A 25946-nucleotide genomic window follows, 5' to 3' on the forward strand; every position below is an offset into this window, starting at 1 on the left:
AAATGGCACCAGTGGCTTGGTTCAAAGGCATCATAATAGGACTACGCTTCAAAAAATTTTTATAGCGGGTCTGGAGAAACAACAAATCAAAATCGGCATTTTGCAGTTGCCGATAAAGAGACGATAACGTTTTTCCGTTCTCTTCCAGCACCAGCCAATGCTGCAGTCCGTTATTCTGATTCAGCAGTTGCTTTAACGTGCTTGCTTGAATGACTTTCATCACGCCACATTATTCCTGCAGGGGCAATCAGCAAGCGGGCAGCTTCCATCACGCTGTAACTGGCACAGTTCAACCAAAGGGATATCATCAGCCATCGCTTGCTCAAGCCGTTTACCAAAAACAGGCCCCAGGGTGACATCCTCATGCACCTCCGCCAGCGCCCGCCCTGGCAGCAGTGGGCCTTCGGCGGCCTGGCCGGTGCCATTGCTTGGGCTGCCGCCGGCATTTACCTTGACGTTGGGGCCTGAAATGGTAATGCCGCCGTCATCCAGTTTTAGGAAGCTTCCCCCTGCGTTGAGGGTCAATTCGCTGCCCGCTTCCAGCACCACCTTGTGGCCGGCCTTGATGTGGAGTTCGCGGCCGCTTTCACTCAGCCAGGCCTGGCCAGCGTTGATATGCAGGGTGCCTTGCACGGTCAGGTGCTGTTGGCCTTCGGCGTGTTCGAAGCGGTTACCATGCACCGTGTGGTGGTCATCAACATCGATCTCGCTGATACGGTCATTGTGCACCTTGAGAAAGCTGTCGTTGCGAATTTCTTCAATGCGGTCGTTGAGCGTTAATAGCTCTAGGTCTTTCTGGGCGTGCAGCCAGATCTGCTCTTCACCGGCTTCGTCCTCAAAACGCAGTTCGTTGAAGCCCTCGGCTTTATGGCTCTGGGTGCGCAGCACGGTGCGGGTCTTGTGTTCGGGTAGCGGGTACGGCGGGATGTTGACGGCGTGGTAGGTACGCCCGGTGACCAGCGGCTGGTCCGGGTCGCCTTCGAGGAAAGAAACGATCACCTCGTGGCCGATGCGTGGAATCGCAATACTGCCGTAGCCGCCGCCTGCCCAGCCCTGGGCTACGCGCACCCAGCAGCTGGCGGTTTCATTGGGTTCGGCGTAGCGGTCCCAGGGGAACTGTACTTTTACGCGACCGTGTTCATCGCAGTAGATCTCCTCGCCTTCCGGGCCGACCACAAACGCGACCTGGGGGCCATCCACGCGCGGTTTGGGGTTGGGCGTGGCGCGCCAGGGGGCGTCGCCGGGTATGAGGGTGACCTGGTTGAAATAGCGTGTCATTCCGCCCGATTCGCTACTGCTGATGCTGTCTTCTTCCAGCGTCTGGGGCTGCTCGCCTGTATGGTGTACGGCCACCACCTGCCAGTCGCGGTTGAGGCTTTGCGTGTCGTGGTCGGTCAGGCTGAAGCGCACGCCGGGGGCAAGTTCGGGCAGGTCGCTTTCAGCATTCGCGGTGATCGCTTCGCGGCGCAGCTCTTCCAGGCGGATGCGGGTAAACGGCTGGCCGGAGGCGTCCTGCTTGTAGCGGCCGGGGTAATCGAAGTGCTCGTAATCCATCTGCTGGCCGTGGGTTTCCACGTCGCGGCCCAGGTGTTCGTGCAGTTGGGCGTAGGCCGGGTTCTTGAAGCTGTAGTCTTTCAGGGTGGCAGTGGCCGCTGCCACACGGGCGGTGTGGCTGAGCTTGCGCACATGGCGGGTGGGCGCGGTGCCGCCGGCGCGGCTGTGGTAAGTGCGCTCGCCTACATTCGCCAGCACTTGAGGGTCATCGGCGAATACCAGCCGGTGGGCGCTCTCTTCAAATTCGTGGAAGTAGAACAGCCCTTCTTCGGCGGCGAGGCGTTCGATAAATGCCAGGTCAGTCTCGCGGTACTGCACGCAGTATTCGCGCTCGGGCAGCTCGCGGGTGACGGCGAAGGCCACATCGGTAATGCCGCGCTCATCACACAGGGTATTGATGATGGTTAGCGGGTCGACTTTCTGGAAGACACGCGAGTTATGGCGCAACGAAAGCCGCCAAAGCGCCGGGCGCAGCACCAGGGAGTAAAAAGTGCGCCGATGGCCGCGGTCGCCGCGACCAAACTCGCTAACGATACCGTGCACATGACGCAACGCTTCACCATCCTGCCAAACGGTCAGGGTGGCTTCGCGGTCCAGCAGCTCGGCGGCATCCAGCCGGCCGTCGCGGCTGGCCAGGTTGAGCACCAGTTCAAAAGGCTGGGAGAGCGCTTCGCGGTGGGTAAAGTCGATCACCGCGATATCATCAACGCCGGGCAGCGTCAGGGTGAATTGTAGGCCCTTACCGTTAGCCATCGTGCCACTCCCTGGAACGTAATAAAAAGACAAACGTCCAGAATAGCGGTAACTCACTGAAGAACAAACCTTTAAGCGCGAAAAGCGACAATATCCTACAAAAAAGTAAGAGATCTCTTACAAAAGCAGGATAAAACTGACGTACTAAAGAAAAACGTGCCGCTACTTAATTAGGTAATCCCTGCACCAACCCATGGCGCACATACCAAACGTGCTCAGCACGTTCCGCAACGTCTTGGCTAAACCAGCCGTTTAAATCACGCAGGCGGCGTTGATGGCGCTCAATGGGCACTATGCCTCGGCCGATATCGCTGGCGATAATAACCAGCGCTGTTTGCTGCGCCTTGGCAGATTGCAGAAGCTCGTTTAAATCATCGCACCATTGTGACCGCCAGCCATCGCTTCCTGCATCTGAGTCCATGGAGGCTGAGAGCCACTCCAGTACGCCATGCAGTATTAATGGTGTGCTGGGCAACATTATCCCGGCGCACTCACGTAAGCGCTGCCCAGGCGCTAACCGCCACCAGACAGCACTTGGAAAACGTGTTTTTACAAGGCTTCGCTTACCGGCACAGGCACCGCCGATGAACAGTTGCATAGCCACTCTCCTTTTCCACAATCGCCGGGGTGATACGTCAATTGCCAGCGTCTTCCCTGGGCCTGAGTCACCGCGCCATCCCAAAACTCAATCGTTTCAAAGCGGCGACGAAGCTCGCGGATAACGCCGCCATGCGTCACGACCAGAATCTTGTGATACCCATGCGCCAAGGCATCTTTCGCTACATCGGCAAGCCAAAGCGCCAAGCGCTCACGTAACTGAGCCGCGGACTCGCCACCGGGAATTTGTAGCTCGCCGACACTATCCACCCAGGCTCGATAATGCGGCAAGTCCTTAAGTTCATCGTAAACCTTGCCTTCATAATCGCCAAAATTGAGTTCTTGTAGGCGAGATTCCAAACGTAGCGGCACCCCCGGCTTGGCCGCTTGAATCCATTCAAGCGTTTGTTGGCAGCGGTGAAGGTCACTTGAATAGATCGCGTCAAAACGCTCGCTTGCTAGCGCTTCGCGAAGTGCTAAAAGCCCCTCTTCAGCATCAGGAAATAACAACGGAATATCGCGCTGCCCCTGATAGCGGCGCTCTACATTCCAGGCGGTGATGCCATGGCGTACCACCACCAGCTCAACATTAACCCCATCAGCCACAACTCACCCCCTTCTATCGTCGCACCCACCATATCACCATTAATACCCTGGAACAGTGTCATCAGCACCCATCGGCTGGCGACTACAAATAAGCCCGTCGCAAGACACATTGCCATAATGCCCGGCCAAAAAAGCGCGAGCAGCAGCAAAGGTACCAGCGCCAGCAGTACATCACGCAGGCCAAGCGACTGTTTCCAGGCCCAGGCCAGCCCTGTTTGTTGAGCACATGGCGTGAGTACCAGTAGCATTGCACCGCCCCACCGCCCCAGCGCGGGGAGTACCACCAACCACCAGAGCGGAGCACCGTATTGCAGCAATGCCCAAAGCAGGACGCCTTTCCAGGCAAGCAAAAAAAGCAGCGCCAGGATGCCGAAACTGCCAATTTGGGGGTCTTTCATGATTTCCCAGCGGCGCGCCAGCGGCTGATTGCTGCCCAGTGCATCGGCTAAATCCATTACCCCATCCAGGTGCAAGCCACCGCTCAAGCCCACCCATAGGCTGAGCAGCGCAAGTGCGGCAATTGGCGTGGGCGCGTTTTGAAGCAACAGCGCCAGCAGCGCTAACAAACTACCCAACAATAGCCCCACCAGGGGATAGACACGGATAGCCCAGCGGCGGGTTTTAGGTGTCCAAGGGCAAGCAATCGGTACCGGTAAGCGGGTTAAAAACTGCAGGGCAAGCGCACCACCATAAAAAGCATTTTTCATGAAGGCTCACTCTTGGGTTTCCACTCAATGGCATGCCCAGCCACCACTTCAAGCACCGAGTTTGCCTCAGCCGCCAGCCAGCAATGCAGTGCCTGTAAAAACGTCAGGAAACTCCAGAGCTCTTTATCAGGTGAAGGCAGATCCTCATTGAGGTCGTTGGACACCAGCACCAGGTGAATGCCTCGCGAGCGCGCATCTTGTACGCTCTTAGCTAACAGCGCCTTGCCTTGGGAGTCAGTTAAACCACCCGCGTAACGCACCTGACTGGCCCAGAGTGTCAGGCAGTCCAACAATACAGCGGCGCCATCGGGCACTTGTGCGATCGCCTGGTCAATGGCAATGGGCGCCTCTATCGTGATCCAACGCGTATCCCGTGTACTTTGATGGCGTGCCACTCGCGCCGCCATCTCTGCGTCATAAACCTCCGCAGTAGCAATGTAGTAGCAACTGCTCCCCTTGGCGGCTTTTATTACCAGTTGCTCGGCCACTGCGCTTTTCCCCGAGCGAGCGCCGCCACTAACAAAGACAATCATTCAGTACCTTTAGTAATCGTTGGTTCGCTGTTGCGCCACGCAGGGCAATGCGCACCCAATCGCCGTCCAGACCTGCAAAGTTATGCGTATGACGAACCAGTATGCCGTTTCGCAACAGATGCTCAAAAAGTACGTTACTGGTAAGCCCCCTTTCACGCAAAGTGTTATTAGGCCTTACCAGAAAAAAATTCGTCGTGCTGGTGACGACATCAAGCCCTTTTGTAGGCAGAGATGCCTCCATCAGCGGATGCTGCTGGCTTAGCCAGCTGCGAGTTTGCTCAGCAAACACCGCATCCCGAAGAAGCGGCGCCACCAACGCAGCCGCCATCTGATTTACGCTCCAGGGAGGTTGATGCACCGCCAGCGTTTGGATGGCCACCGAAGACGCCAGCACGTAGCCTACGCGTAACCCCGGCAACGTATAAAACTTGGTCATCGAGCGTAGCAGTAGTAGATGCGGATACTCGGTCAACAGGGGCGTTAACGACGCTCTTTCCCCCACCTGCACGGTCATATCGACAAACGCTTCATCAACCACCACATCGCAACCTATCGCTGCCGTGCGGGCCAATAACGCCTGCATGATACTCAGTGGAATCAACGTAGCGGTAGGGTTATTGGGGCGGCATAAAAGCAGTACGCTGATGCCTTTTAGTGATGCCATTAACGCGTCGAGATCAAGCTCAAACGTTGGAGCGGATAACGCAACATAAGTAATTGGCAAACGATGTGCGCGGCAGGCGCGCGCATACTCTCCAAAGCCAGGCGTCACGATGGCGGCGCGCTTGCCCGCATACCGGGCTGCCGCTAAAAAAATCGCCTCGGCGCCCCCGTTGGTCAGCAGTACCTGCTCGGGCGTAACGCCGTGGTAGGCGGCTATCGCTTCCCGAGCCACGCGATAATCAGGTGCCGGGTAATGGGCAAGCGACGCAATCGACGTAGTGAGCGCGTTTGCCACCCACTCAGGCGGGCCAAGCGGATTAAGGTTGGCGCTAAAGTCTTCTATCGGATGCGCATCGGGTAGCCCAAAGCGCTTTAAAAGTGCGGCTGGCTGGCCACCATGGCTTGGCCAGTGAGAGGCGCACTGCTCTGCTTTATAGCTCACCTTACCCCCACCCATAGCAACCCCATCAGCCCCATAAACAGCAGCCACCCTACATGCATTAGTTGAATGGTCGCCCCAATGTGCGTCACGTTTAGTGGCGCCAGTGGCTCGCCAAGCGTTGCGCGCCGAGAAACAGCCCCTTGATAGGTATTAAGCCCACCCAGCTGCACACCCAATAGCCTGGCAACCATGGCCTCTGGCCAACCGGCATTGGGGCTTGGGTGACGCGGGGCCTCTTGGAAAGTGGCACGTAGCGCGCCTCGCCAGCGTAGCGGCTTATTGGCCACCAAGGCCAATAAAATGCCGCCTAACCAAAGGCAACACGCGGTGATTCGGGCAGGCAACCAGTTGGCTATATCGTCCAGTTTGGCCGAGGCAAAGCCAAAATTCTCAAAGCGCTCGTTACGGTACCCGACCATGGAGTCCAGCGTATTAATCGCCTTATACGCCAGAGCTAACGGCGCCCCACCTATCACGGCAAAAAACAGCGGTGCGGTAATACCATCCACGGTATTTTCAGCCACGGTTTCCACCGTCGCCCGAGTGATTTCAGCCTCATCGAGCGCTGCCGTATCGCGCCCTACAATCATGGAAAGCGCTTGGCGTGCGCCCGGCAAATCGCCGTTAGCCAGCGGTACCGCGACGGCTCGGCCTGCATCCGCCAACCCTTTAATGGCAAGCGTTGTAGCCAGCAGCCAGAGCTCTGCAACTAACCCAAGCCAAACGTTAATCGCCGTTAACAGCGCAAGCACTGACCAGCTAACACCCCATACGGCAATGACGACGGTTGCGGTGAGTAGAAATCCTCGGCGCTTTCGCTGTGAATCAGTGCCTCGATTCCAGCACTTTTCTAAAAAGCTGATCATGCGGCCAATGAAAACGACCGGGTGCGGCAACGAGCGAGGGTCGCCTAGTAGTAAATCCAATCCGATAGCGAGTGTAATAAGCAGTAGCAGGGTCACGCTGTTTTGTCCGCGATACCGGCGGAGGTAAACGTCGCCATTTCAGCCATCATGGCGGTAGCCGCCTGGAGCAAAGGGAAAGCCAGCGCGGCACCGCTGCCTTCCCCCAAGCGCATGCCCAGCGCGAGTAACGGTGTTGCCTCAAGCGCTTCCAGCGCTACCCCGTGGCCTGGCTCTTCAGAGCGATGACCGAATACAAGATAGCCGCTTACAGCGGGGCAAATTCGGCAGGCAGTCAGTGCGGCCACGCTAGCAATAAAACCATCGACAATGACGGGCAGGCGATAAGCGGCTGCAGCCAAATAGGCGCCGGTCATCGCGGCTATTTCAAGCCCACCCAAGGCGGCCAGCACGCTTAACGGTTGATTCGCCTCAAAATGCCGCGCCGCAAGCGCCCGTTCAATAACATTCACCTTATGGGTTTGCTGATGGCTATTAAGCCCTGTGCCTGCGCCCACCACCTGAGCCACCGGCGTACCGGTCAAGGCCGCTAGCATGGCGCTACTCGCGGTGGTGTTGGCAATGCCCATCTCGCCTACTATCACACTACGGCAACCCGCCTGGTGAGCGCGCGTCACGGCATTAATGCCTGCTTCAATTGCCGCCTGGGCTTGCTCGGGGAGCATGGCATTTTCAATAGCAATATTTCCCGAGGCGCGACGTATCTTATTGACGACCACGCCCGGCATATCAATATCGCCTACGACACCCACATCGACGATTTCCAGCCTGGCGTTCACCTGCCGGGCAAACACGTTGATTGCCGCACCTCCGCTGGCGAAGTTGGCGACCATCTGTGCCGTAACCGCTTGGGGAAAGGCAGAAACGCCTTCGGCGGCAACGCCATGGTCCGCGGCAAACACCACGACCCCAGGCGGCGTAAGAGTAGGCGCACGTTCACCGCTAATTTCGCTAAGCTGAATCGCCAACTGCTCTAGCATCCCAAGGCTTCCAGGCGGCTTGGTCAGCGTGTCCAGATACGCCCTTGCCCTATCACCAGCAGCGTAATCAACAGGTTGTATCTGGGCAATAAGGGAATGCATAGCGAGCTCCGGTAGCGTAAAAGAAAACAGACAGTTAAGCCTCAAATAGTAACAAACGTTGGGGCTTTAACGTTGCTCTTTCATCGCCGCGCACCTGGCTTTTTAGCCGTTACGCTGGTGCTATTGCAGTGTTGCCGGAGGATTGGCCTGCCACCCGCCGCCCAGGGCTTTAAATAACGTCGCTGCCGCCGCCAACCGTTCGCGCTGCACATCCGCACGGTCAAGCTCGGCTGAAAGCAGCGAGCGATCAGCGTCGAGCCTTTCCAGCATGCTGACTTGCCCTTGCTCATGCATCAGCACCGCAAGCTCCTGCGCCCGCTCTACCGCCTCAAGCTGGTCATTGACTGCCTCGACGCGCTGCTGGCTGATATCGTAGTTATACAGCGCATCGCGTACTTCGTTGAAGGCGGTCAACACGGTTAGTCGATACTGCGCATCGGCTTGTTCGACCAGCGCTTCCGCGCTTTCCACATTGGCTCGGCTGCGCCCGAAATCCAGAAGCGGCCCAACAATTGATGCACCAAGCCCCCAAGAGTGTGCATTATCGGTAAACAGGTCGCTGGTATTGGCCGCCACGCTTGCCAGGGAAGCATTGAGGTTCAGCGATGGCAAACGGCCGGCTTCGGCCACACCAACCTGGGCGTTAGCGGCGATCAGCTCAGCCTCCGCTGCCCGCAGGTCTGGCCGCCGCTGAAGCAGTTCTGAAGGGAGTAAATGCGGAATACGCGCAGGCTCAGCAATTTCGCGTAGATGCGTATCGCCAAAATCAAGCTCGCCCATTAGTTCACGCGGTGACATCCCCGCCAGCACGGCCAAGGCGCCTCTCAGCGTCTCTACCCGCTGAGTAACCTGCGGGAGTTCAGTACGCGCGCCCTGCCACTCAGCTTCAGCCTGGCGCACCTCAAGTTCACTGCTTTCACCCAACTCGAACCGCAGTTGTTGCAGCCGGTACGTCTCTTCGTAAGCGGCCTGCGTCTCTTCAAGTATCGCCTGCTGGTACTGAGCGCTTTTAAGATCGAAATAGGTAGTGACAACATCCGCAATGACGCCAATTTCAGCGGCATCGTGGGCAAACTGACTCTCTTCAAACATGGCGATGGCGGCCTCGCGTTGGCGCGCCAACCGTCCCCAAAGGTCAAATTCATACTCAAGGCTACCCGCGAGAGAGTATTGATTGCTGGTCGAGGTGAGCAAGTCTTGCACCGGCTCAATATCGATGGGTATGGAAGCCCCAGGCATGCGTTCGCGGTTAGCTTCAGCTTGGTAACCAACGCTTGGGAATAGCTCGGCATCGGCCAACCCCAACTGTGCTCGGGCCTCTTGAATACGGCCCAGTTGAACGGCCAATTCGAGATTATCCTGCGTGGCACGGGCAACCAGCGTATTTAAGGCGGGATCATTGAACTGCTTCCACCAATCGCGCCATTCGCTGCGCTCTGCCTGGCTGAGCGTAATACGCTCAGGCCAGGTATCCGGTAGCGCTATTTCAGGACGCTGATAATCAGGCCCTACCGTACAGCCACTTAATAAAGCGACAAGCGCCACCCCTAACCAACGGCGTTTGACGTTCCCCTTGTACATCTGCACTCCTTTGCATTCTTCTACAGTGTTTGCCACCGTTGAGCTATTCATCCACTCAAATAATTATCTCAGGATAAAATTAAACAACCGTTCGTCGCACTCCCTGCTAACTACTATAGTTCTAACAGCTATGGCTCTAACGACGATGGTTCTAACGACTATGATTCTAACGACTATAGTTGCTAGCTTGCATAACGACACCCTGGTTATAAAGATACCCTAGTGATAATAATACGTTAGTTAAAAATGGATTTGACCGCTTGCATGGAGGCAGCTAATGAGGCCGGGCTTTTTATGGATTTTGTTGGTGCTCACCCCCTTATTAACCGTGGGTTGTGGCAACGATGATGAAACGCAACCTAACCCGACCCAAGTTGTGAAGCTCTATGAAACAAGCCAGCAAGAGGTCTACCCAAGCCGCCGATTTGTAGGCCGCGTGGATGCACTGAGCACGGTGAACCTGGCCTTTCAGGTAGGCGGGCGCATTGAGGCGCTTCCCGCCGTTCAAGGTGCAACGATTCCACGCGGCGAGTTAATCGCCCGGCTCGACCAGACCGACTATGCCTTACAGGTTCGCAGCGCCGAAGCCGAGTACGAGCAAGCTCGCCGCCACCTGGTAAGACAGCGCAACCTGCGGGCCCATGACGCCGTTTCCCAATCCGCATTGGATAGCGCCCAAACGGAGGCCGAGCTTGCCGAAACCCAGCTTGAGAGCGCGCGTCAGGAACTTGCCTACACCACCCTTAATGCGCCGTTCGATGCGCTCGTATCCCGGCGTTTAGTCGAGAATCATACAACGGTCCCACCCAATACAGAGGTGGTGCGCATTCAGGATATCTCCGAGCTGCGGGTACGCTTTAACGTGCCCCAAGCGTTAATGCAGCACCTTGAAAGAGACCATCACTTTAAGGTCGAGGCCGAGATTGCCACCCTACCGGGGCAGCGCTTCTCGCTTGAGTATCGGGAACATGCCACCGAACCTGACGAAATCGCCCAGACCTATGAAGTAGAGTATGCCCCAACCCCGGACGTCCCGTTGATCGCCCTCCCCGGCACGACCGCCAGCGTTTTTATCGCGTTTAAAAACACCCTTGAGACACCGCTGATCATGGTGCCCAGCAGCGCCTTGGACAACGATGAACAAGGCGAATTTCAGGTGTGGATTTACGACGGCGATGAAGGCACGGTATCGCCGCAACGCGTTACCCCCGGCGACATCGTCGGTGACCAGGTGATTATTACAGCGGGCCTTGAAGACGGTGCGTCTATCGTTGCAGCGGGTGTTCATTTGCTACGTGATGGCATGCAGGTCAAACCGCTTGAAGCATCGCTATAAGGGGCGTGGTCATGAATATTGCGAAGCTTTCAATCGAGCGGCCCATCAACACCTGGCTGATTGTTGTACTTTGTCTGTTTGGGGGTATTTGGGGGTTTAATGCGGTGGGCAAGTTGGAGGATCCATCGTTCACCATTCCCTACGCGATCATCAACACTCCCTACCCTGGCGCCACTGCTGAAGAGGTTGAGGAAGAGGTTACCGAGCGCTTGGAACGCGCCATTCAGGAAATGCCGCAAATAGACGTGCTTGATTCCAAATCGGTGCCCAACCGCTCAGAAATCCAGGTAGAAGTACGCTCTACTTATGGTAGTGACGAACTGCCACAAATCTGGGATGAGTTGCGCCGCAAGGTTAATGATACCCAAGCCGACCTGCCGCAAGGCGCCCAACCTTCTCAGGTCAACGACGACTTCGGTGAAGTATATGGGCTGTTTTATGCCGTCACCGCCGACGGTTTTTCTACCCGTGAGATTCGCGATATTTCAACTTTTCTTCAGCGCGAACTACTGGCGGTACCGGGTGTTGCCCGCGTCACTAGCGCAGGCGAACGCGAAGAGACGATTTATCTCGATATTTCCAATGAGCGGCTAACCACGCTCGGCATTCCCATCGAGCAGGTAATCAATACCATTCAAACCGAAAACGCCGTCGAAGACGCCGGAGTACTGCGGGTGGGTGATCGACAGGTACGCCTTGTCGCGCGCTCGAACATCGACAGTACCGCGCTACTGGAATCGATCCGCATTGGTGCGCCAGGCACAACCGACCAGGTAGCGCTGGCCGATATCGCAACGATTTATCGACAGCCCACTGAAATCCCCGACCAGGTCATCCGTTATAACGGTCAAACCGCGTTTACGCTGGGTATCTCGGGCATCGAAACCGAGAATATCATTGAGGTCGGTGACGCTGTTGAAGCGCGTATGGAGCAGCTGCAAAGCCGTATTCCGCTCGGTGTTGAACTTCACCCGCTTTATGAACAGCACGATGTCGTTAACGACGCCATCAATGACTTTCTGATTAATTTGCTGATGTCGGTGAGTATCGTTATCGGCGTACTGTGCCTGGTCATGGGCTGGCGGATTGGCGTGGTCGTCGGCAGCACGTTGCTGCTGACCGTACTCGGCACGCTGATGTTTATGGCCATTTTCAATATCGAGATGGAGCGCATTTCACTCGGCGCGCTGATTATCGCCATGGGCATGCTGGTGGATAACTCCATCGTGGTGGCAGAAGGCATGGTCACCAATATAAAGCGCGGTATGAAGGCCAAGAAGGCGGCCAGCGCATCCGCACAACGCACTCAGATACCGCTATTAGGTGCCACTATTATCGGCATTATGGCGTTTGCAGGCATTGGCCTTTCCGATGATGTAACCGGTGAGTTCATGTTCTCGCTGTTTATCGTCATTCTGGTGTCGTTAATGTTGAGCTGGCTGCTGGCCCTCATCGTTACCCCGCTGTTCGGCTTCTACCTGCTGCGCAAGAAAGGTGAAGAGGATGAAGAAGAGAATAATCAGGATGACGAAGAGGATTTATACGGCGGCCTGATGTATCGCAGCTACCGCAAGGTGCTCTTGATGGCGCTTAAGCTGCGCATTATTACCGTCGCGGCGCTGGTGGTGATTACTGGAGCCTGCATGTGGGCTTTTACGCTAGTGCCCCAATCCTTCTTCCCTGATTCAAATACACCTATATTCTTTATCAACTACGAGCTGCCTCAAGGCACCGACATTCGCGCCACGCTACGCGATGTCGAAGAGATAGAAGCTTACCTTCTCGAACAGGACGATGTGGTATCGGTGGCAAGTTTTGTGGGCAGTGGGGCAACACGCTTTATGCTGACCTACTCACCCGAGCAGCCCAATACCGCTTACGCACAATTCATCGTGCGTACGGCAGAGCTCGACGCTATCCCCGCGCTGGACCGACAGTTTTACCGCGCTTTAAATGAACACTTCCCTAATGCCCAAATACGTACCCAGCGCCTGCAGTTTGGGCCCGGCGACGGCGCTGATATAGAGGCACGCTTTCAGGGCGCCTCCGCCAGCGTGCTGCGTGGGTTAGCCGCTGAAGCCGAAGCACGTATGGCGGCCAACCCCTTTCTCATTGACGAGCGCACCGATTGGCGCCAACAGGAGCTGATCGTCGCACCAGTGATTAATGAGGAGCGCGCGCGTATTGCTGGCGTCACACGCGATGATATTACTCAGGCACTTCAGTTTGCCACGTCAGGCATTCAAGCGGGCACCTATCGTGAAGGCGAGCATTTGGTGCCTATTGTGGCTCGAGCGCCTCAAGCGGAGCGAGATGACGTGGCGCTGCTGCCTGATCGGCAGGTATGGAGTGAAGCGCAAGAGCAGTTCATCCCCATTACGCAGGTGGTGGATGCCTTTGAGGCGCGCAGTGAAGAGGCCTTGATTCAGCGGCGTAACCGCGTGCGTACACTCACCGTGGGCGCCGAGCCAGGAGCAGGTTACACGGCGGCCCAGGCCTTCGAGGAGATCCGCGCTGAGATTGAAGCCATTCCGCTACCGCCCGGCTATACACTGGAATGGGGCGGCGAGCGCGAAGACTCCGGCGACGCTCAAGCATCACTGGCGCAGCAGCTGCCTATCAGTTTCTTAATCATGGTACTGACGACCATTCTGCTTTTCGGAAAACTCAGACAACCGTTAATTATCTGGCTGGTAGTCCCCATGTCGGTATGCGGTGTTGTTATAGGCCTGCTGGCGACCGGCTTGGCCTTCTCGTTTACTGCCCTGCTCGGCATGTTAAGCCTTTCTGGCATGCTGATGAAAAATGCCATTGTGCTGGTCGATGAAATTGATGAGCAGATTCGTCAGGGTACGGCACGTTTCCAGGCACTGCTTGAGGCCAGCATTAGCCGCCTGCGCCCGGTACTTTTGGCGGCAGGCACCACCATTCTGGGCATGATCCCGCTGCTGACCGATGCGTTCTTCAACAGCATGGCGGTCACTATTATGGGCGGGCTAGCATTCGCTTCGCTTCTCACTCTGGTCGCGGTACCCACGCTTTATGCGCTGTTCTTCAGCATTAAACGGGACGAGGTTGAAAACGAGTAACTATTGAGTGCCCCATCCGCTACGACAGTCGACGTTCGGTACGGGCCAATTGAATTATACTAGGCTTGTGTCTATGAGCCTCTGAGCGGCTTTAGCGCTGCATGGAGGCAAGGAAGCAAAAGACGCAAGACCTTGGATATAGTAATAAAACCAAATGAATAACCTGTTTTATTATTTATTTACTTTAAATAGTATAAAAATATGTAAAATAACTACACAAACCGTGCCGTTTCTATCATGCAGAGGTCATTATGCCGAGCCCAACACCTGCTACGTTAAATCCTACCGTTGCCAAGGTTACTCAACGTATCCGTGAACGTTCTCGGCAGCGGCGTGCGCTCTACGAAGCGCATATGGCGGACCAACATAAGCAAGGCGTCCATCGTGGCGAGCTTTCTTGCGGGAACCTGGCGCACGGCTTTGCCGGCTGCGATGTTCCTGTCGATAAGGGCCGACTCAAGTTAACCAATAGCGCCAACGTGGGCATCGTATCGTCCTATAACGATATGCTTTCCGCTCACCGGCCTTTTGAAGACTACCCTGCGGTTATTAAAGAAGCCGCGCGGGGCATGGGCTCAACCGCCCAGTTCGCAGGCGGCGTACCCGCCATGTGCGACGGCGTGACCCAGGGGCAGCCCGGTATGGAGCTGTCGCTGTTCTCCCGCGACGTGATCGCCATGGCGACGGCGGTCGCACTTTCTCACAACATGTTTGATGCAACGCTGTACCTGGGTATCTGCGATAAAATTGTGCCTGGGCTATTTATTGGCGCTGCACGCTTTGGTCATCTACCGGCCATGTTTGTGCCTGGTGGCCCCATGACCACCGGCCTTCCTAATGACGAAAAAGCCCGCGTTCGCCAGCTTTATGCTGAAGGCAAGGTTGGCCGAGACGAGCTGTTGGAATCCGAATCCCAGTCCTATCATAGCCCCGGCACCTGCACGTTTTACGGTACCGCCAATTCCAACCAGCTAATGATGGAAATGATGGGCCTCCATCTGCCCGGTGCCTCGTTTGTTAACCCTGGCACCCCACTGCGTGAAGCGCTCACCCGCTACGCCACGGAACAGGCCATTCGCAATACCGAACAAAGCGGCAACTACCGCCCGTTCTATAAGCAAATTGATGAGCGAGCGATTGTTAACGCAATTGTCGGCCTACTGGCCTCCGGCGGCTCAACCAACCACACGCTGCACCTGGTGGCCATGGCAGCCGCGGCGGGCATTACCATTAACTGGGATGATTTCACCGAGCTTTCCGCTGTGGTGCCCAGCATGACCCGCATTTATCCCAACGGCCAGGCGGATGTTAACCACTTCCAGGCGGCGGGCGGTATGAGTCTGCTGATTCGTGAATTGCTCCAAGCGGGTCTTATGCATGGCGACATTCCTACCGTTTTTGGTACGGACATGACCGCCTACACGCAAGAGCCTTTCCTTGAAGATGGCAAGCTCACTTGGCGCGAAGGCCCTGAATCCAGCCTCGATTCAGAGGTACTCCGTCCGGTCAGCAATCCTTTCTCGCCAACTGGCGGACTTACCGTACTCGACGGCAATCTGGGCCGCGGCGTGATTAAAATTTCCGCAGTGAAGCAGGCACACCGCATCGTTGAGGCGCCTGTTCAGCTATTTGATGATCAAAACCAGGTAAAAGCGGCGTTTGAATCGGGTCAGTTGGATCGCGATGTCATCGTAGTGGTGCGCTTCCAGGGCCCTAAAGCCAATGGCATGCCCGAACTGCACAAGCTCACGCCGTTTTTAGGCGTGCTACAAGACCGTGGCTTTAAAGTGGCCCTGGTGACCGATGGCCGCATGTCGGGCGCTTCAGGCAAAGTGCCTGCCGCTATCCATGTCACGCCTGAAGCCATTGACCGTGGTCCTCTATCCAAACTGCAGGATGGTGACATTGTGCGCCTGGATGCCGAAACCGGCGAACTTAACGTACTGATGGATGCCGCCACGTTTGATGCCAGACCTTGCGCGCAGGCCAATCTTGAGCAGAACCACTTTGGCATGGGTCGCGAGCTTTTCGGTGGCTTCCGCCACTTGGCCACTAAAGCCGAAGAAGGCGCAGGCGTGTTTGGCGGCTTTGAAGCTGACGTTCTTTCCCGAGAGCTGGAAAAAATAGAGCAGGAGGACCAATGAGCCGACCTGCTCTCATTGGCGATATCGGGGGAACCAACGCCCGCTTTGCGTTGGTCACCCCGGGGGAGAAAACGCCCCAACACATTCTCAACCTACCCTGCTCCGACTACCCGGGGGTGGTGGAAGCCGCCCAGGACTATTTGAGCCAAGTGGGCGCGACCGGCAGTAACGCGCCCACCGAGGCCTGCTTAGCGTTTGCCTGCCCGGTGCATGCCGAGCAGGTCAAAATGACCAACAACCACTGGCAGTTTTTAAAAAGCGAGGTTCAGCAGACGCTGAACCTTTCGCTGTTTAAAGTTATTAATGATTTCACCGCTCAGGCATTGGGCATCCCCCACGTGCCAGATCACGACCTGGTGGAAGTGAAGCCCGGCACGCCTCAAGCACATGCAGCGCGCCTGGTAATTGGCCCGGGCACGGGGCTGGGCGTGGCGGGCGTTTTCCCTGGTCTGCACGCATGGATTCCGCTGCCCACCGAAGGCGGCCATGTTACGTTTGCCCCCACCGATATTCGAGAGCGTGAACTGCTGGATGAGCTACACAAGCACTACCCGCGCGTCAGCGTAGAGCGCCTATTGTGTGGCCAGGGCATTGTTGACCTGTATACGGCTGACTGCGCCCTTGAAGGCATAGCGCCAGCATTTACCACTGCTGCCGAGGTGACTCAGGCTGCCCAGCAGGGTGATGAAATAGCCAGCCGCACGCTGCTGCGGTTTCTAAAAATCCTGGGGGATGTGTGTGGCGACGCAACACTGACGATGGGCGCTCGCGGGGGCGTTTATCTATGTGGCGGTATTGTTCCACGCCTGCTGGACTGGCTGCCCAACAGCGAGCTACATACGGCCTTTATCAATAAAGGGCGTATGCACACCTATAATGCGGATATTCCTATCTGGGTCGTCACTCACCCATGGACAGGCCTGCTAGGCGCTGCCGAAGCGCTACATAACGAAGAAGTGTTTTAACGCGCAGGGCGGCAGCAACCTCAAAAACAACAAGGACAACCCATGATTTCTGTTATTGCGTTTGGCGAAGCGCTGGTGGATATGCTTTCAAGCCGCTTAGGCGATGCTAACGACCGCCAGGAAACCTTTACTCCTTACGCTGGCGGTGCGCCCGCGAATGTTGCCGTCGCTTGTGCTCGACTGGGGGTGCCTAGTCACTTTTTAGGTATGGTCGGCGATGACACATTCGGCCATTTTTTGATTCGGGAACTGAATAGCCACGGTGTTAATACCGATGGCGTTATGCGGACTAAAATGGCCCGTACGGCACTCGCGTTTGTCTCCCGAGATGCCCTCGGCGAACGCACCTTTGACTTCTACCGCCCACCGGCCGCTGACCTGCTCTATCGCATTCACCATTTGCCCCAAGGAGTATTTGAAACGCCAGCCATCGTGCATCTGTGCAGCAATAGCCTAACCGACCCTGACATTGCCGAAACCACCCTCGCCTTGGCAAACATGGCCAAGCAGTCTGGCTGTCTGGTGAGCGTTGACGCCAATCTGCGACATAATTTATGGGCAGATGCCGCCGCCGATATTGGCCTGGTGATGCAGCTTTTAGATACTGCCGAGCTGCTCAAGATATCGCTTGAGGAGCTGGATTACCTGCGCGGCGAGCAGTCTCAGGACACCTGGCTTAACCAGCGTTTGGCCGCAGGCGTCAACGTCATTTTGATTACTGACGGCCCTAACGATGTGGTGCTTAAAAGTGCTGCCATGGCACAGCACATTGCGCCGCCCAGTGTACAAGCGGTGGACACCACAGCAGGTGGCGATGCGTTTATTGGTGGCCTACTGGCAGAGCTTTCTCGCCACGGCATTGCCCCAGGTTGGCACGAGGATAACGCCTTCTTAAGCGCTGCCGTGGAGACTGCCTGCCGCTGCGGGGCTCATGCCGTTACTCGGCCTGGCGCGTACGCCGCGCTACCCACTCAGGATGATATTGCCGCACTACGGGCGCGTTAAAAGCAGTTTCCAAGACTCGTCCTTTTAAAACGGTACTTTAAAAACAGTCCTTTTAAAAAGGCCCCCCTAAAACCAACTTTCGTCTGGTTGTTAAAATGTCTGACATTTAATAAGCTCACGCGATTACAGTCATTCATAGAGACATCCCATGACGCTGGATACCCTGCCCGCCCACCATGGTGGCGCTGAACACTTGGCACGCTTACTGGCCAGGGCGCTATTAACCGGCCACTGGCAGCCCGGTGACGTTTTTCCCAAGGAGCTGGATATCGGCAAGCACTTTGCCGTCAGCCGCAATCAGGTACGCAATGCATTGGCAAGCCTAACGGCCGCCGGGCTTATAGAGCGCACGGCGGGCCGGGGCACGCTGGTTCGTGAAATGAGTGAATGGCACCTGCTTGACCCATTGATGAGCGAATGGATGACAGGGCTCGTCAACCTGGACCCTCAGCTCGTGCGCGCAATTTACGCTTTTCGATTCTCAGCAGAGCCCACGGTTGCGAGATTGGCGGCCCAAGCGGCCACCGGTGATGACATTACACAGCTGGAAGCAGCGTTTGAAGGCATGCGCTGTTCGGCAGGCACCCCTGACGCGCGTGCCCAGCACATTGAGTTCGATGTTGCCTTTCACGATGTGATCTACCAAGCGACGCATAACCTGGTGTGGCGGCAAATGGGCCATTTATTACGCCCTTCAATCATGGCGCTGGTATATCGCTCGCAACACGATATTAAAACGCTCGACGACAGTTTGACCCGGCACCGCCACGTACTGGATGCGATTAAAGCCGGCGACATTAACGCGGCCGACACCGCTGCGCGCGAGGTATTGCGGCGCACCGCTATCGATCTGGGCATCGTCTAGCTGGGCTGAAACCAACTTCTGCAGTAACGCTTGCCGTACCCACTCGGCTAACCGTGAGGATTATATCGTATGAAAATTACGCGTCTTAAAACATGGCAAGTCCCTCCCCGCTGGCTGTTTCTTAAAATCGAAACCGATGAAGGCTGTTATGGCTGGGGCGAGCCGGTCATCGAAGGCCGTGCCGCAACGGTAGAAGCGGCTGTTCATGAACTTTCCGACTACCTGATTGGCCAGGACCCTCATCGGATCGAACACCTTTGGAACACGCTCTATCGTGCCGGGTTTTATCGCGGCGGCCCCATTTTGATGAGCGCTATTGCGGGTATTGACCAGGCACTGTGGGACCTTAAAGGGCGTGATTTGGGTGTTCCCGTTCACCAACTCTTGGGGGGAGCGGTGCGCGATAAAATGCGCATGTATGCCTGGACCGGGGGCGACCGCCCAAGCGATGTGGGCGCCGGTGCCAAGGCGCTGGTCGAAAAAGGCTTTACCGCGTTCAAGATGAACGGCACGCCCGAAATGCAAATCGTCGACTCTCATCGCAAGGTCGATGAAGCCGTGGCCCGAGTGCGTGAGGCGCGCGAGGCCGTTGGGCCGGATGTGGGTATCGGTATCGACTTTCATGGCCGCGTCCATCGTCCCATGGCCAAAGCATTACTGCGTGAGCTTGAGCCTTACCATCCCATGTTTGTTGAAGAGCCCGTTGCACCGGAACACTTGCCTTGCTTGAAAGATATTGCGGGCGGGTTGAGCTACCCCTTGGCGACCGGCGAACGCTTACATACCCGCTTTCAGTTCCGCGATCTGCTGGCCGATGGCATGATCGACATTATCCAGCCGGATATTTCCCACTGTGGCGGCATTAGCGAAGGGCTGAAAATCGCCACCCTCGCCTCTGCCTACGATGTGGCGCTGGCGCCCCACTGCCCGCTTGGGCCGTTAACCCTGGCCGCCTCACTTCAGCTGGATGCTGTCTGCCATAACGCCTTCATTCAAGAACAAAGCATGGGGATTCACTACAACCAGGGCAATGACGTGCTGGACTACCTAGTAGACAAAACAGCCCTAAGTATCACCGACGGTTTTTGCGCTATCCCCCAAGGCCCCGGCCTGGGTGTAGAAATTGATGAAGCCTATGTTGAAGAGCGCGCAAAAACAGGCCACCGCTGGCGCAACCCGGTATGGACGCACGATGACGGCTCTATCGCTGAGTGGTAAGCCCTGCCTTCTAAATCGTGGAGAACCTTATTCGTGGAGATATCGTCACATGCGTACCGATTCTGATGCGTTACCGCAAACGCTCGCCTGGATCGCGGTGGACTGGGGCTCAAGCAACCTGCGTGCTTGGGGGCTCGATAAGCAACACCAGGTGATCGCCAACGCCAGCAGCGATAAGGGCATGCTTTCGCTCACGCCGGATGAATACGAGGCTGAATTGTTGCGCCTGGTGGGCGATTGGCTACCTGCCAACGGCCACATAGCGGCAATGGTGTGCGGCATGGCAGGCGCTCGACAAGGCTGGCTGGAAGCCGCTTACCTGCCGGTGCCTATCTCGCTTGACCAGCTTAGCCACGGCGCGGTGATGCCTAGGCTGGTTGGTGGCCAGCTGCGTGTGCATCTGCTGCCCGGCCTGAGCCAAACCCACAGCGCGGCTCAGCATTTTGATGTCATGCGCGGAGAAGAGACCCAGCTTGCTGGCCTGGCGGCCGAAGTGCCCGATTTTTCAGGTCGGGTCTGCCTGCCGGGCACCCACTCCAAATGGGCGAGCATTGAGTCAGGCGTGGTAACACAGTTCACCACCTATCTAACAGGCGAGCTTTATCAGCTACTGGCGAATCAGTCGGTTCTAAAGCACTCCATTGGCAGCGATGCGCTAAACGAGCCCGCCTGCCGTGATGCGTTCATCGCCGCCGTCAGCGAGATAAACGCGGCCCCAGAGACGTTTAGCAGCCGCCTGTTCGGCCTGCGGGCGCAGGATTTACTGGATAGCCGCCTGCCCATGGGTAACACCCGGGCAAGCGTGCTCTCGGCACGGCTTTCTGGCCTTGCGATTGGCCTTGAGCTAGCGGGCGCCTGCCCATCATTATCTACCGATGAAACGGTTACCTTGATTGGTAATCCAGCGCTTTGTCATCGTTACCATTTGGCCCTTAACGCGCTCGGCTTTCAGACCCATCACGTTGAGGGCGACACTGCCGTACTGGCAGGTCTTCGACTCGCCCACCAGGCGCTAACAAATAATGCAGAGAGAGCTCTATGACGTTACCCCTGATCGGAATTTTGCGAGGCGTAACGCCCGATGACGTTATCGACGTTGCTGATGCGGTGCTTAACGCAGGCATCACCCAGATTGAAGTGCCGCTTAACTCGCCGAAGCCGCTAGAGAGCATTCGCCGCTTAGTTAACGCCTTTGGCGAGCAGGCGGTCATTGGCGCGGGCACCGTGCTTACCCCCGCACAAGTGCGAGACGTTCATGCCGCTGGTGGGCGTTTAATTGTCTCGCCTAATTGTCGTCCCAGCGTGATTGAAGAAACGCACCGTCTTGAGATGGCGAGCTGGCCAGGCATTGTTACCCCTTCCGAAGCATTCGATGCACTTGACGCTGGCGCGACAGGGCTTAAGCTTTTTCCTGCCGTCCAGGTCGGGCTGGAAGGTATGAAAGCCGTACGCGCCGTACTGCCTGAAGACACTCGTTTGTACGCCGTAGGCGGTGTTGGCATCGATAATTTCGCCGCTTGGCGAGCAGCCGGGGTAGATGGTGCTGGCCTGGGCAGCGCACTTTATAAACCCGGGCAAAACGCCAAGGCGGTTGCCCAGCAGGCGGTTGCGTTAGTTAACGCCTGGAAAAAAGCCGGAGAAGAATAATGTCATTACCCACATGGCAGGCAACTGTCGCAGTAGATAGTGGTTGCCTGCTTGGAGAAGGCCCGCAGTGGCAAGCCAGCAGCGGACGGCTTTACTGGTGCGATATTATTGGCAAGCGCTTGCACTGGCTCTCTCACACCAGCCAGCAGCATGATCATGTAGCGCTAGACGATATGGTTTCTCTGGCCGCGCCGCTTGAGGATGGCCGCCTGCTACTAGTGGGTGAGCGCTCATTGAGCCACTTCGACCCTGAAAGCGGCAACATTACCCACTTTGCCGATGTTGAAGCCGATAACCCTGTTACGCGCAGCAATGACGCACGTGTGGACAGGCATGGCAGCCTGTGGTTTTCAAGTATGGGAAAACAGGCTGAGCACCAGGCGGGCAGCCTCTACCGACTGCATCGCGGCAAGCTAAGCCAGCTGCGTACCGGGCTTAGCATTCCTAATGCGCTGTGCTTTTCACCCGATGGCACCACCGCTTACTTTACGGATACACCAACCGGCGTTGTGATGCGCTGGGCGCTGGATGACCAAGGCTGGCCGCTCGGAGAACCCGAGCCTTTTGCGGATTTTTCCGGTCATATTGGCAGCCCCGACGGCGCCGTGATGGATAACCAGGGCTGCCTATGGCTAGCGCTTTGGGGTGCTGGTGAGGTTGTGCGCTTAAACGCTGACGGTGAGATTATTGGCCGAGTGCATCTATCAGCCAGCCAACCCTCTTGCCCGGTGTTTGCAGGCCCAGAGCTTAAAACGCTGTATATCACGACGGCTCAAGAGGGTTTCACTTCAGAGCAGCTTGCTAAAGAGCCGAACGCTGGCGCGCTATTTTCCGTGCAAATCGACATAGCCGGGCTCGCCGAACCGCCGCTACGGCTTGCATAAACCCAACAATAGCCGCTAAAACGACAAGGCCCCGCTAGTTGATACTAACGGGGCCTTTCTGTTACTGGCTATTGATGACAGCGCTATTGCTAACAGGGCTAGCTTTCAGCGCCTAATCGACAATTATCCAGCAAAGCTTATATAAATAATGATCACTAAAATGATCAGCGCGACACCTGAGGGTAGTGCACCTTTCCAGGGCGTTAAATCAACACCGCCGACATGCTCCTGCACCCAGTCCGTTTCGCGCGGACGTAGCTTGCCAACAATCAGCATCATCACCACTAACAAGGCAAACACCAATGCGACGAAGTGGAACTCATTCATAATCTCAGGCAAGAGATTAAATGGCGGCACAAAGTAACCAGCAGCGATCAATAAACAGCCGCCCACCAGCGCTATTTTGGCGGCCATGGGAGGTACCCGTTTGGTCAGTAGCCCCACCAACACAACAGCCAGAATAGGAATAAAGTAAATGGCGTTCATCTTCTGCAGGTAGCCGAATAGACTATCCTGCCCGGCCAGCAGTGGCGCGATAATCATGGTAATAATCGCCATGATCCAACCAAAGATCTTGCCCGATTTAACAACCTCCTGCTCAGTAGCGTCTTTATTCAGCACGCCTTTATAAATACCCAGGCTGAAAATGGTGGTGGTACTGTTAAGCGCGGAGTTAAACGAGGACAGAATCGCCCCGACCATAACCGCCGCAAAGAAACCCGTTAAATAAGGCGGTAGAACGTTAAACACCAAGTGCCCATAGGCTTCATCAGCCTGCACACCCTGATCAGCATACAGGTTATAGGCAATAATACCTGGTAACACGAGATACAGCGGGCCAAGCAGTTTAAAAAGCCCTGTCAGCAGCACACCCTTTTGGCCTTCGGCCAGGTTTTTGGCGGCAAGCGTTCGCTGGATAATCTGCTGATTCGTGCTCCAATAAAACAAGTTAATCAGAAAGACCCCGGTAAACAGCGTGAAGAACGGCACCTGCTGCTCTGAGCCACCAATCGAGTTGAGCTTATCCGGGTCGCTCTGCTTAAGAATGCTCCAGCCTTCCATGATGCCCGTACCGCCACTCACCGCTTGAAGGCCAAAATAGACGACCACAAAACCGCCCAATACCGTTCAGCGTGTCGGAAACGGCAACCGTACGTAGCCCGCCAAATAGGGCATAGATCGCACCGATAATGCCCACAATCCATACGGTTAGCCAAAGCAGTGTGCTTGATGACTGAATACCGGTTAGCCCTTGCAGGTCCAGCATCCCCTGCAAGCCAATCGCACCAGAATAGAGAATGATCGGCAGCAAAATAACGGCATAGGCAATAAGGAAAATAACGTTGGTAATCAGCTGGGTGCCTTTATCAAAGCGGATTTCCAGCAATTGCGGCAGTGTAGTAATACCGCTTTTTAAAAAGCGCGGCAGGAAAAACAGCGCCAGCGCGACCAACGCGATAACTGCAACGACTTCCCATGCCATAACGCTTAGCCCATCGGCAAACGCAGCCCCGTTTAGGCCTACCATCTGCTCAGTGGAGAGGTTGGTCATTAGCAACGAACCCGCAATCAGCGGGAAGGTCAGCGAGCGCCCTGCCAGGAAATAACCAGTGGTACTGGAGTGATCATCCCGGCGTGTGATACGCCACGTAATAAAAGCGACCAGCCCTGTAAAAAACAGGAAAGACGCCAGGGTCAGCATATGCATGTTGGCTTGCTCCATTATTTAGTCATCGTGTTGTACATGCGCAGTGCGAATAAATGTCTGACATATCTCCGTAGAGATTCTAACGGAGCGGTGGATTAACGTTTATCCCCCTTTGGTCTTACCTAACGTGTTATTTTGCATAAAAAAACCGGGCAACATGACGTTGCCCGGTGATTGGGCAGGAAGACCTTTAGAAATCGCCTAAACCTGTGGATAGCCCTTGAAATAGTCTTTGGAATAGCCCTTGAAATAGCCTTGGGCGTACAAACCCAGGCGCTCCATTAATGATGAAAACGTTCAGCGGCTTCCTGAGCCAATTTGCGAATGCCTTCCCAATCTTCGGCTTCAACCAACTTGGCGGGCGTGAGCCAGGAGCCACCTACGCACATGACGTTGGGCAGTGACAGGTAGGATGCCGCATTCTCGACCGTGATGCCGCCCGTGGGGCAAAATTTCGCGCCAGGGATCGGGGCACCAAAGGCCTTGAGTGCTTTAACGCCACCGCTGGACTCCGCCGGGAAGAACTTGAAGCGGCGATAACCGAACTGCCAGCCGGTCATCAGCTCTGATATGGTCGAAACACCCGGCAGCATGGGTACTGAGCTTTCGATACCGTAACGATAAAGTGCCTCGGTCGTGCCCGGCGTTACGACAAAATCAGCACCTACTTCTTCGGCCTGGCGATATTGAGCAGGGGTGAGTACGGTACCCACACCAATGCTTGCTCCGGGTAACGCTTCACGCATGCGCTTAATGGCTTCCAACGCACAGTCGGTACGCAGGGTGACTTCGAGAACTGTTAAACCGCCCTCTACCAGGGCCTTTCCAAGCGGCACGGCATCTTCAAGGCGATCAATAGTGATCACCGGAATCACTTCCGCTTTAAGGCAAATGCTGTCAAGTTCAGCGGTGCGCGTTGAAGGTAACTGTTTATCTATCGACATCGTAAGTCTCCGGAAATCTATTATTAATTGATTGTTAAGGTGCCCAGTAAATAGCCAAGGGGCATGACAAAAAGGCACGTATTGGCAGTTGCCGCACATCATCGCCGTTCAAGGCATTGGCCAGTACGGCACGCTTATCGTCACCGGTAATATGTAAAATATGCCGATGTGCCTGGTGTAGCCGGGACGCTGAAAAGGTAATCCGCGGCTGTGGTTGACTAGGGGTTCTCACCGCCACCAACGGCTCATCAGTAGAAAGCGCTAACCCGAGTTCCTGGCTATCCGGGAACAGCGAGGCTGTATGGCCATCCCCCCCCATACCAAGTATCACCACGCTGGCTGGCCAGCTAAGCGATGCGGTCTGTTCGGCTACCGCCGCGACGCCCTCTTCTGGCGTTGAAGCTTCTGCGGTTAGCGGCACAAAACGCGCCGCGGCGGCAGCGCCTTGCAGCAGGTTTTCACGCACCAGCCTGGCGTTGCTGTCGCTGCTTTGTTCATCCACCCAGCGCTCATCCGCCAAGGTGATATCGATACGCGACCAGGCTAGCGGCTTGGCGGCCAAGGCTTTAAAAAAAGGTACCGGGGTCGTGCCACCGGACACGACCAGAAGCACGCGCTCCTGGCGGTCTAGATCTTCACTCAAGGCCTGCGCGACCGCTTCAGCTAGCTGTTCCGCCAGCTTTTGACGTTGTTGGCTCAT

General features: G+C 56.1%; 22 protein-coding genes and 1 pseudogene. 10 read left to right on the forward strand and 13 right to left on the reverse strand.

Annotation, left to right across the window (positions count from 1 at the left end):
* The 10 genes from ACT3TJ_RS14615 to ACT3TJ_RS14660 all read right to left on the reverse strand — a co-directional run.
* Positions 1-223: hypothetical protein (locus tag ACT3TJ_RS14615; RefSeq protein WP_444622444.1), on the reverse strand; the 223-nt coding region annotated here is incomplete at its 3' end.
* A complete protein-coding gene (locus ACT3TJ_RS14620) occupies positions 220-2307 on the reverse strand; it encodes a type VI secretion system Vgr family protein (RefSeq protein ID WP_444622445.1) in 2088 nt (695 codons plus the stop codon). The genes ACT3TJ_RS14620 and ACT3TJ_RS14615, both read right to left, overlap by 4 nt.
* Before the next feature lie 166 nt (positions 2308-2473).
* A complete protein-coding gene (locus ACT3TJ_RS14625; protein ID WP_444622446.1) occupies positions 2474-2905 on the reverse strand; it encodes a bifunctional adenosylcobinamide kinase/adenosylcobinamide-phosphate guanylyltransferase in 432 nt (143 codons plus the stop codon).
* Complete coding sequence (locus ACT3TJ_RS14630; protein ID WP_172118263.1) at positions 2857-3510, reverse strand: histidine phosphatase family protein; 654 nt, start codon at positions 3508-3510, stop codon at positions 2857-2859. Before ACT3TJ_RS14630 ends, ACT3TJ_RS14625 begins: the two co-directional genes overlap by 49 nt.
* The gene (gene cobS, locus ACT3TJ_RS14635) at positions 3447-4217 is read right to left on the reverse strand and encodes an adenosylcobinamide-GDP ribazoletransferase (protein ID WP_444665915.1); all 771 of its coding nucleotides are present in this window, start codon (positions 4215-4217) and stop codon (positions 3447-3449) included. Before cobS ends, ACT3TJ_RS14630 begins: the two co-directional genes overlap by 64 nt.
* Positions 4214-4750, reverse strand: a complete 537-nt coding sequence (locus ACT3TJ_RS14640; protein ID WP_172118265.1) for a bifunctional adenosylcobinamide kinase/adenosylcobinamide-phosphate guanylyltransferase — start codon at positions 4748-4750, stop codon at positions 4214-4216. The genes cobS and ACT3TJ_RS14640 overlap by 4 nt, the downstream gene beginning before the upstream one ends.
* Complete coding sequence (gene cobD / locus ACT3TJ_RS14645; protein WP_444665917.1) at positions 4734-5855, reverse strand: threonine-phosphate decarboxylase CobD; 1122 nt, start codon at positions 5853-5855, stop codon at positions 4734-4736. Before cobD ends, ACT3TJ_RS14640 begins: the two co-directional genes overlap by 17 nt.
* The gene (gene cbiB, locus ACT3TJ_RS14650) at positions 5852-6817 is read right to left on the reverse strand and encodes an adenosylcobinamide-phosphate synthase CbiB (RefSeq protein WP_193055075.1); all 966 of its coding nucleotides are present in this window, start codon (positions 6815-6817) and stop codon (positions 5852-5854) included. Before cbiB ends, cobD begins: the two co-directional genes overlap by 4 nt.
* A complete protein-coding gene (gene cobT / locus ACT3TJ_RS14655; protein ID WP_193055076.1) occupies positions 6814-7860 on the reverse strand; it encodes a nicotinate-nucleotide--dimethylbenzimidazole phosphoribosyltransferase in 1047 nt (348 codons plus the stop codon). The genes cbiB and cobT overlap by 4 nt, the downstream gene beginning before the upstream one ends.
* 120 nt (positions 7861-7980) lie before the next feature.
* On the reverse strand, positions 7981-9441 hold the full coding sequence (locus tag ACT3TJ_RS14660) for an efflux transporter outer membrane subunit (RefSeq protein ID WP_193055077.1): 1461 nt from the start codon (positions 9439-9441) through the stop codon (positions 7981-7983).
* Between the two features lie 277 nt (positions 9442-9718).
* Here ACT3TJ_RS14660 and ACT3TJ_RS14665 point away from each other — a divergent pair, with 277 nt between their 5' ends.
* The 10 genes from ACT3TJ_RS14665 (at position 9719) to ACT3TJ_RS14710 (ending at position 22594) form a co-directional block, all read left to right on the forward strand.
* The gene (locus ACT3TJ_RS14665; RefSeq protein WP_193055078.1) at positions 9719-10777 is read left to right on the forward strand and encodes an efflux RND transporter periplasmic adaptor subunit; all 1059 of its coding nucleotides are present in this window, start codon (positions 9719-9721) and stop codon (positions 10775-10777) included.
* 11 nt (positions 10778-10788) lie between these two features.
* Positions 10789-13866, forward strand: a complete 3078-nt coding sequence (locus ACT3TJ_RS14670; protein WP_193055079.1) for an efflux RND transporter permease subunit — start codon at positions 10789-10791, stop codon at positions 13864-13866.
* A 251-nt stretch (positions 13867-14117) separates the two neighbouring features.
* On the forward strand, positions 14118-16010 hold the full coding sequence (gene edd, locus ACT3TJ_RS14675; RefSeq protein ID WP_193055080.1) for a phosphogluconate dehydratase: 1893 nt from the start codon (positions 14118-14120) through the stop codon (positions 16008-16010).
* The gene (gene glk, locus ACT3TJ_RS14680; RefSeq protein ID WP_193055081.1) at positions 16007-16975 is read left to right on the forward strand and encodes a glucokinase; all 969 of its coding nucleotides are present in this window, start codon (positions 16007-16009) and stop codon (positions 16973-16975) included. Before edd ends, glk begins: the two co-directional genes overlap by 4 nt.
* A 42-nt stretch (positions 16976-17017) precedes the next feature.
* The gene (locus tag ACT3TJ_RS14685; protein WP_193055082.1) at positions 17018-17980 is read left to right on the forward strand and encodes a carbohydrate kinase family protein; all 963 of its coding nucleotides are present in this window, start codon (positions 17018-17020) and stop codon (positions 17978-17980) included.
* Between the two features lie 148 nt (positions 17981-18128).
* On the forward strand, positions 18129-18845 hold the full coding sequence (locus ACT3TJ_RS14690) for a FadR/GntR family transcriptional regulator (protein WP_193055083.1): 717 nt from the start codon (positions 18129-18131) through the stop codon (positions 18843-18845).
* Positions 18846-18914: 69 nt separating this feature from the next.
* Positions 18915-20063: a galactonate dehydratase gene (gene dgoD / locus ACT3TJ_RS14695; protein WP_193055084.1), complete on the forward strand. Its 1149-nt coding sequence runs from the start codon at positions 18915-18917 to the stop codon at positions 20061-20063.
* 49 nt (positions 20064-20112) lie between these two features.
* On the forward strand, positions 20113-21105 hold the full coding sequence (locus ACT3TJ_RS14700) for a 2-dehydro-3-deoxygalactonokinase (RefSeq protein WP_444665919.1): 993 nt from the start codon (positions 20113-20115) through the stop codon (positions 21103-21105).
* Positions 21102-21710 (forward strand): 2-dehydro-3-deoxy-6-phosphogalactonate aldolase, encoded by a 609-nt coding sequence (locus tag ACT3TJ_RS14705; RefSeq protein WP_193055086.1) that lies wholly within the window; start codon positions 21102-21104, stop codon positions 21708-21710. Before ACT3TJ_RS14700 ends, ACT3TJ_RS14705 begins: the two co-directional genes overlap by 4 nt.
* Positions 21710-22594, forward strand: a complete 885-nt coding sequence (locus ACT3TJ_RS14710) for an SMP-30/gluconolactonase/LRE family protein (RefSeq protein WP_193055087.1) — start codon at positions 21710-21712, stop codon at positions 22592-22594. Before ACT3TJ_RS14705 ends, ACT3TJ_RS14710 begins: the two co-directional genes overlap by 1 nt.
* 123 nt (positions 22595-22717) lie before the next feature.
* Here ACT3TJ_RS14710 and ACT3TJ_RS14715 read toward each other — a convergent pair.
* The 3 genes and pseudogenes from ACT3TJ_RS14715 to pgl form a co-directional block, all read right to left on the reverse strand.
* Positions 22718-24302 (reverse strand): annotated as a pseudogene (locus tag ACT3TJ_RS14715) (solute:sodium symporter family transporter).
* A gap of 281 nt (positions 24303-24583) precedes the next feature.
* The gene (locus ACT3TJ_RS14720; protein ID WP_193055088.1) at positions 24584-25246 is read right to left on the reverse strand and encodes a bifunctional 4-hydroxy-2-oxoglutarate aldolase/2-dehydro-3-deoxy-phosphogluconate aldolase; all 663 of its coding nucleotides are present in this window, start codon (positions 25244-25246) and stop codon (positions 24584-24586) included.
* A gap of 34 nt (positions 25247-25280) precedes the next feature.
* Complete coding sequence (gene pgl / locus ACT3TJ_RS14725; protein ID WP_193055089.1) at positions 25281-25946, reverse strand: 6-phosphogluconolactonase; 666 nt, start codon at positions 25944-25946, stop codon at positions 25281-25283.

Source organism: Halomonas sp. AOP30-A1-24, from assembly GCF_052378165.1.
GTDB lineage: Bacteria > Pseudomonadota > Gammaproteobacteria > Pseudomonadales > Halomonadaceae > Vreelandella > Vreelandella citrativorans.

Excerpts from the sequence above, each read along its gene's own strand:
- ACT3TJ_RS14620 (WP_444622445.1), bottom strand. The coding sequence starts at position 2,307 with ATGGCTAACGGTAAGGGCCTACAATTCACCCTGACGCTGCCCGGCGTT.
- ACT3TJ_RS14625 (WP_444622446.1), bottom strand. The coding sequence starts at position 2,905 with ATGCAACTGTTCATCGGCGGTGCCTGTGCCGGTAAGCGAAGCCTTGTA.
- cobS (WP_444665915.1), bottom strand. The coding sequence starts at position 4,217 with ATGAAAAATGCTTTTTATGGTGGTGCGCTTGCCCTGCAGTTTTTAACC.
- ACT3TJ_RS14640 (WP_172118265.1), bottom strand. The coding sequence starts at position 4,750 with ATGATTGTCTTTGTTAGTGGCGGCGCTCGCTCGGGGAAAAGCGCAGTG.
- cobT (WP_193055076.1), bottom strand. The coding sequence starts at position 7,860 with ATGCATTCCCTTATTGCCCAGATACAACCTGTTGATTACGCTGCTGGT.
- ACT3TJ_RS14660 (WP_193055077.1), bottom strand. The coding sequence starts at position 9,441 with ATGTACAAGGGGAACGTCAAACGCCGTTGGTTAGGGGTGGCGCTTGTC.
- ACT3TJ_RS14665 (WP_193055078.1), top strand. The coding sequence starts at position 9,719 with ATGAGGCCGGGCTTTTTATGGATTTTGTTGGTGCTCACCCCCTTATTA.
- ACT3TJ_RS14670 (WP_193055079.1), top strand. The coding sequence starts at position 10,789 with ATGAATATTGCGAAGCTTTCAATCGAGCGGCCCATCAACACCTGGCTG.
- edd (WP_193055080.1), top strand. The coding sequence starts at position 14,118 with ATGCCGAGCCCAACACCTGCTACGTTAAATCCTACCGTTGCCAAGGTT.
- glk (WP_193055081.1), top strand. The coding sequence starts at position 16,007 with ATGAGCCGACCTGCTCTCATTGGCGATATCGGGGGAACCAACGCCCGC.
- ACT3TJ_RS14685 (WP_193055082.1), top strand. The coding sequence starts at position 17,018 with ATGATTTCTGTTATTGCGTTTGGCGAAGCGCTGGTGGATATGCTTTCA.
- ACT3TJ_RS14690 (WP_193055083.1), top strand. The coding sequence starts at position 18,129 with ATGACGCTGGATACCCTGCCCGCCCACCATGGTGGCGCTGAACACTTG.
- dgoD (WP_193055084.1), top strand. The coding sequence starts at position 18,915 with ATGAAAATTACGCGTCTTAAAACATGGCAAGTCCCTCCCCGCTGGCTG.
- ACT3TJ_RS14700 (WP_444665919.1), top strand. The coding sequence starts at position 20,113 with ATGCGTACCGATTCTGATGCGTTACCGCAAACGCTCGCCTGGATCGCG.
- ACT3TJ_RS14705 (WP_193055086.1), top strand. The coding sequence starts at position 21,102 with ATGACGTTACCCCTGATCGGAATTTTGCGAGGCGTAACGCCCGATGAC.
- ACT3TJ_RS14710 (WP_193055087.1), top strand. The coding sequence starts at position 21,710 with ATGTCATTACCCACATGGCAGGCAACTGTCGCAGTAGATAGTGGTTGC.
- ACT3TJ_RS14720 (WP_193055088.1), bottom strand. The coding sequence starts at position 25,246 with ATGTCGATAGATAAACAGTTACCTTCAACGCGCACCGCTGAACTTGAC.
- pgl (WP_193055089.1), bottom strand. The coding sequence starts at position 25,946 with ATGAGCCAACAACGTCAAAAGCTGGCGGAACAGCTAGCTGAAGCGGTC.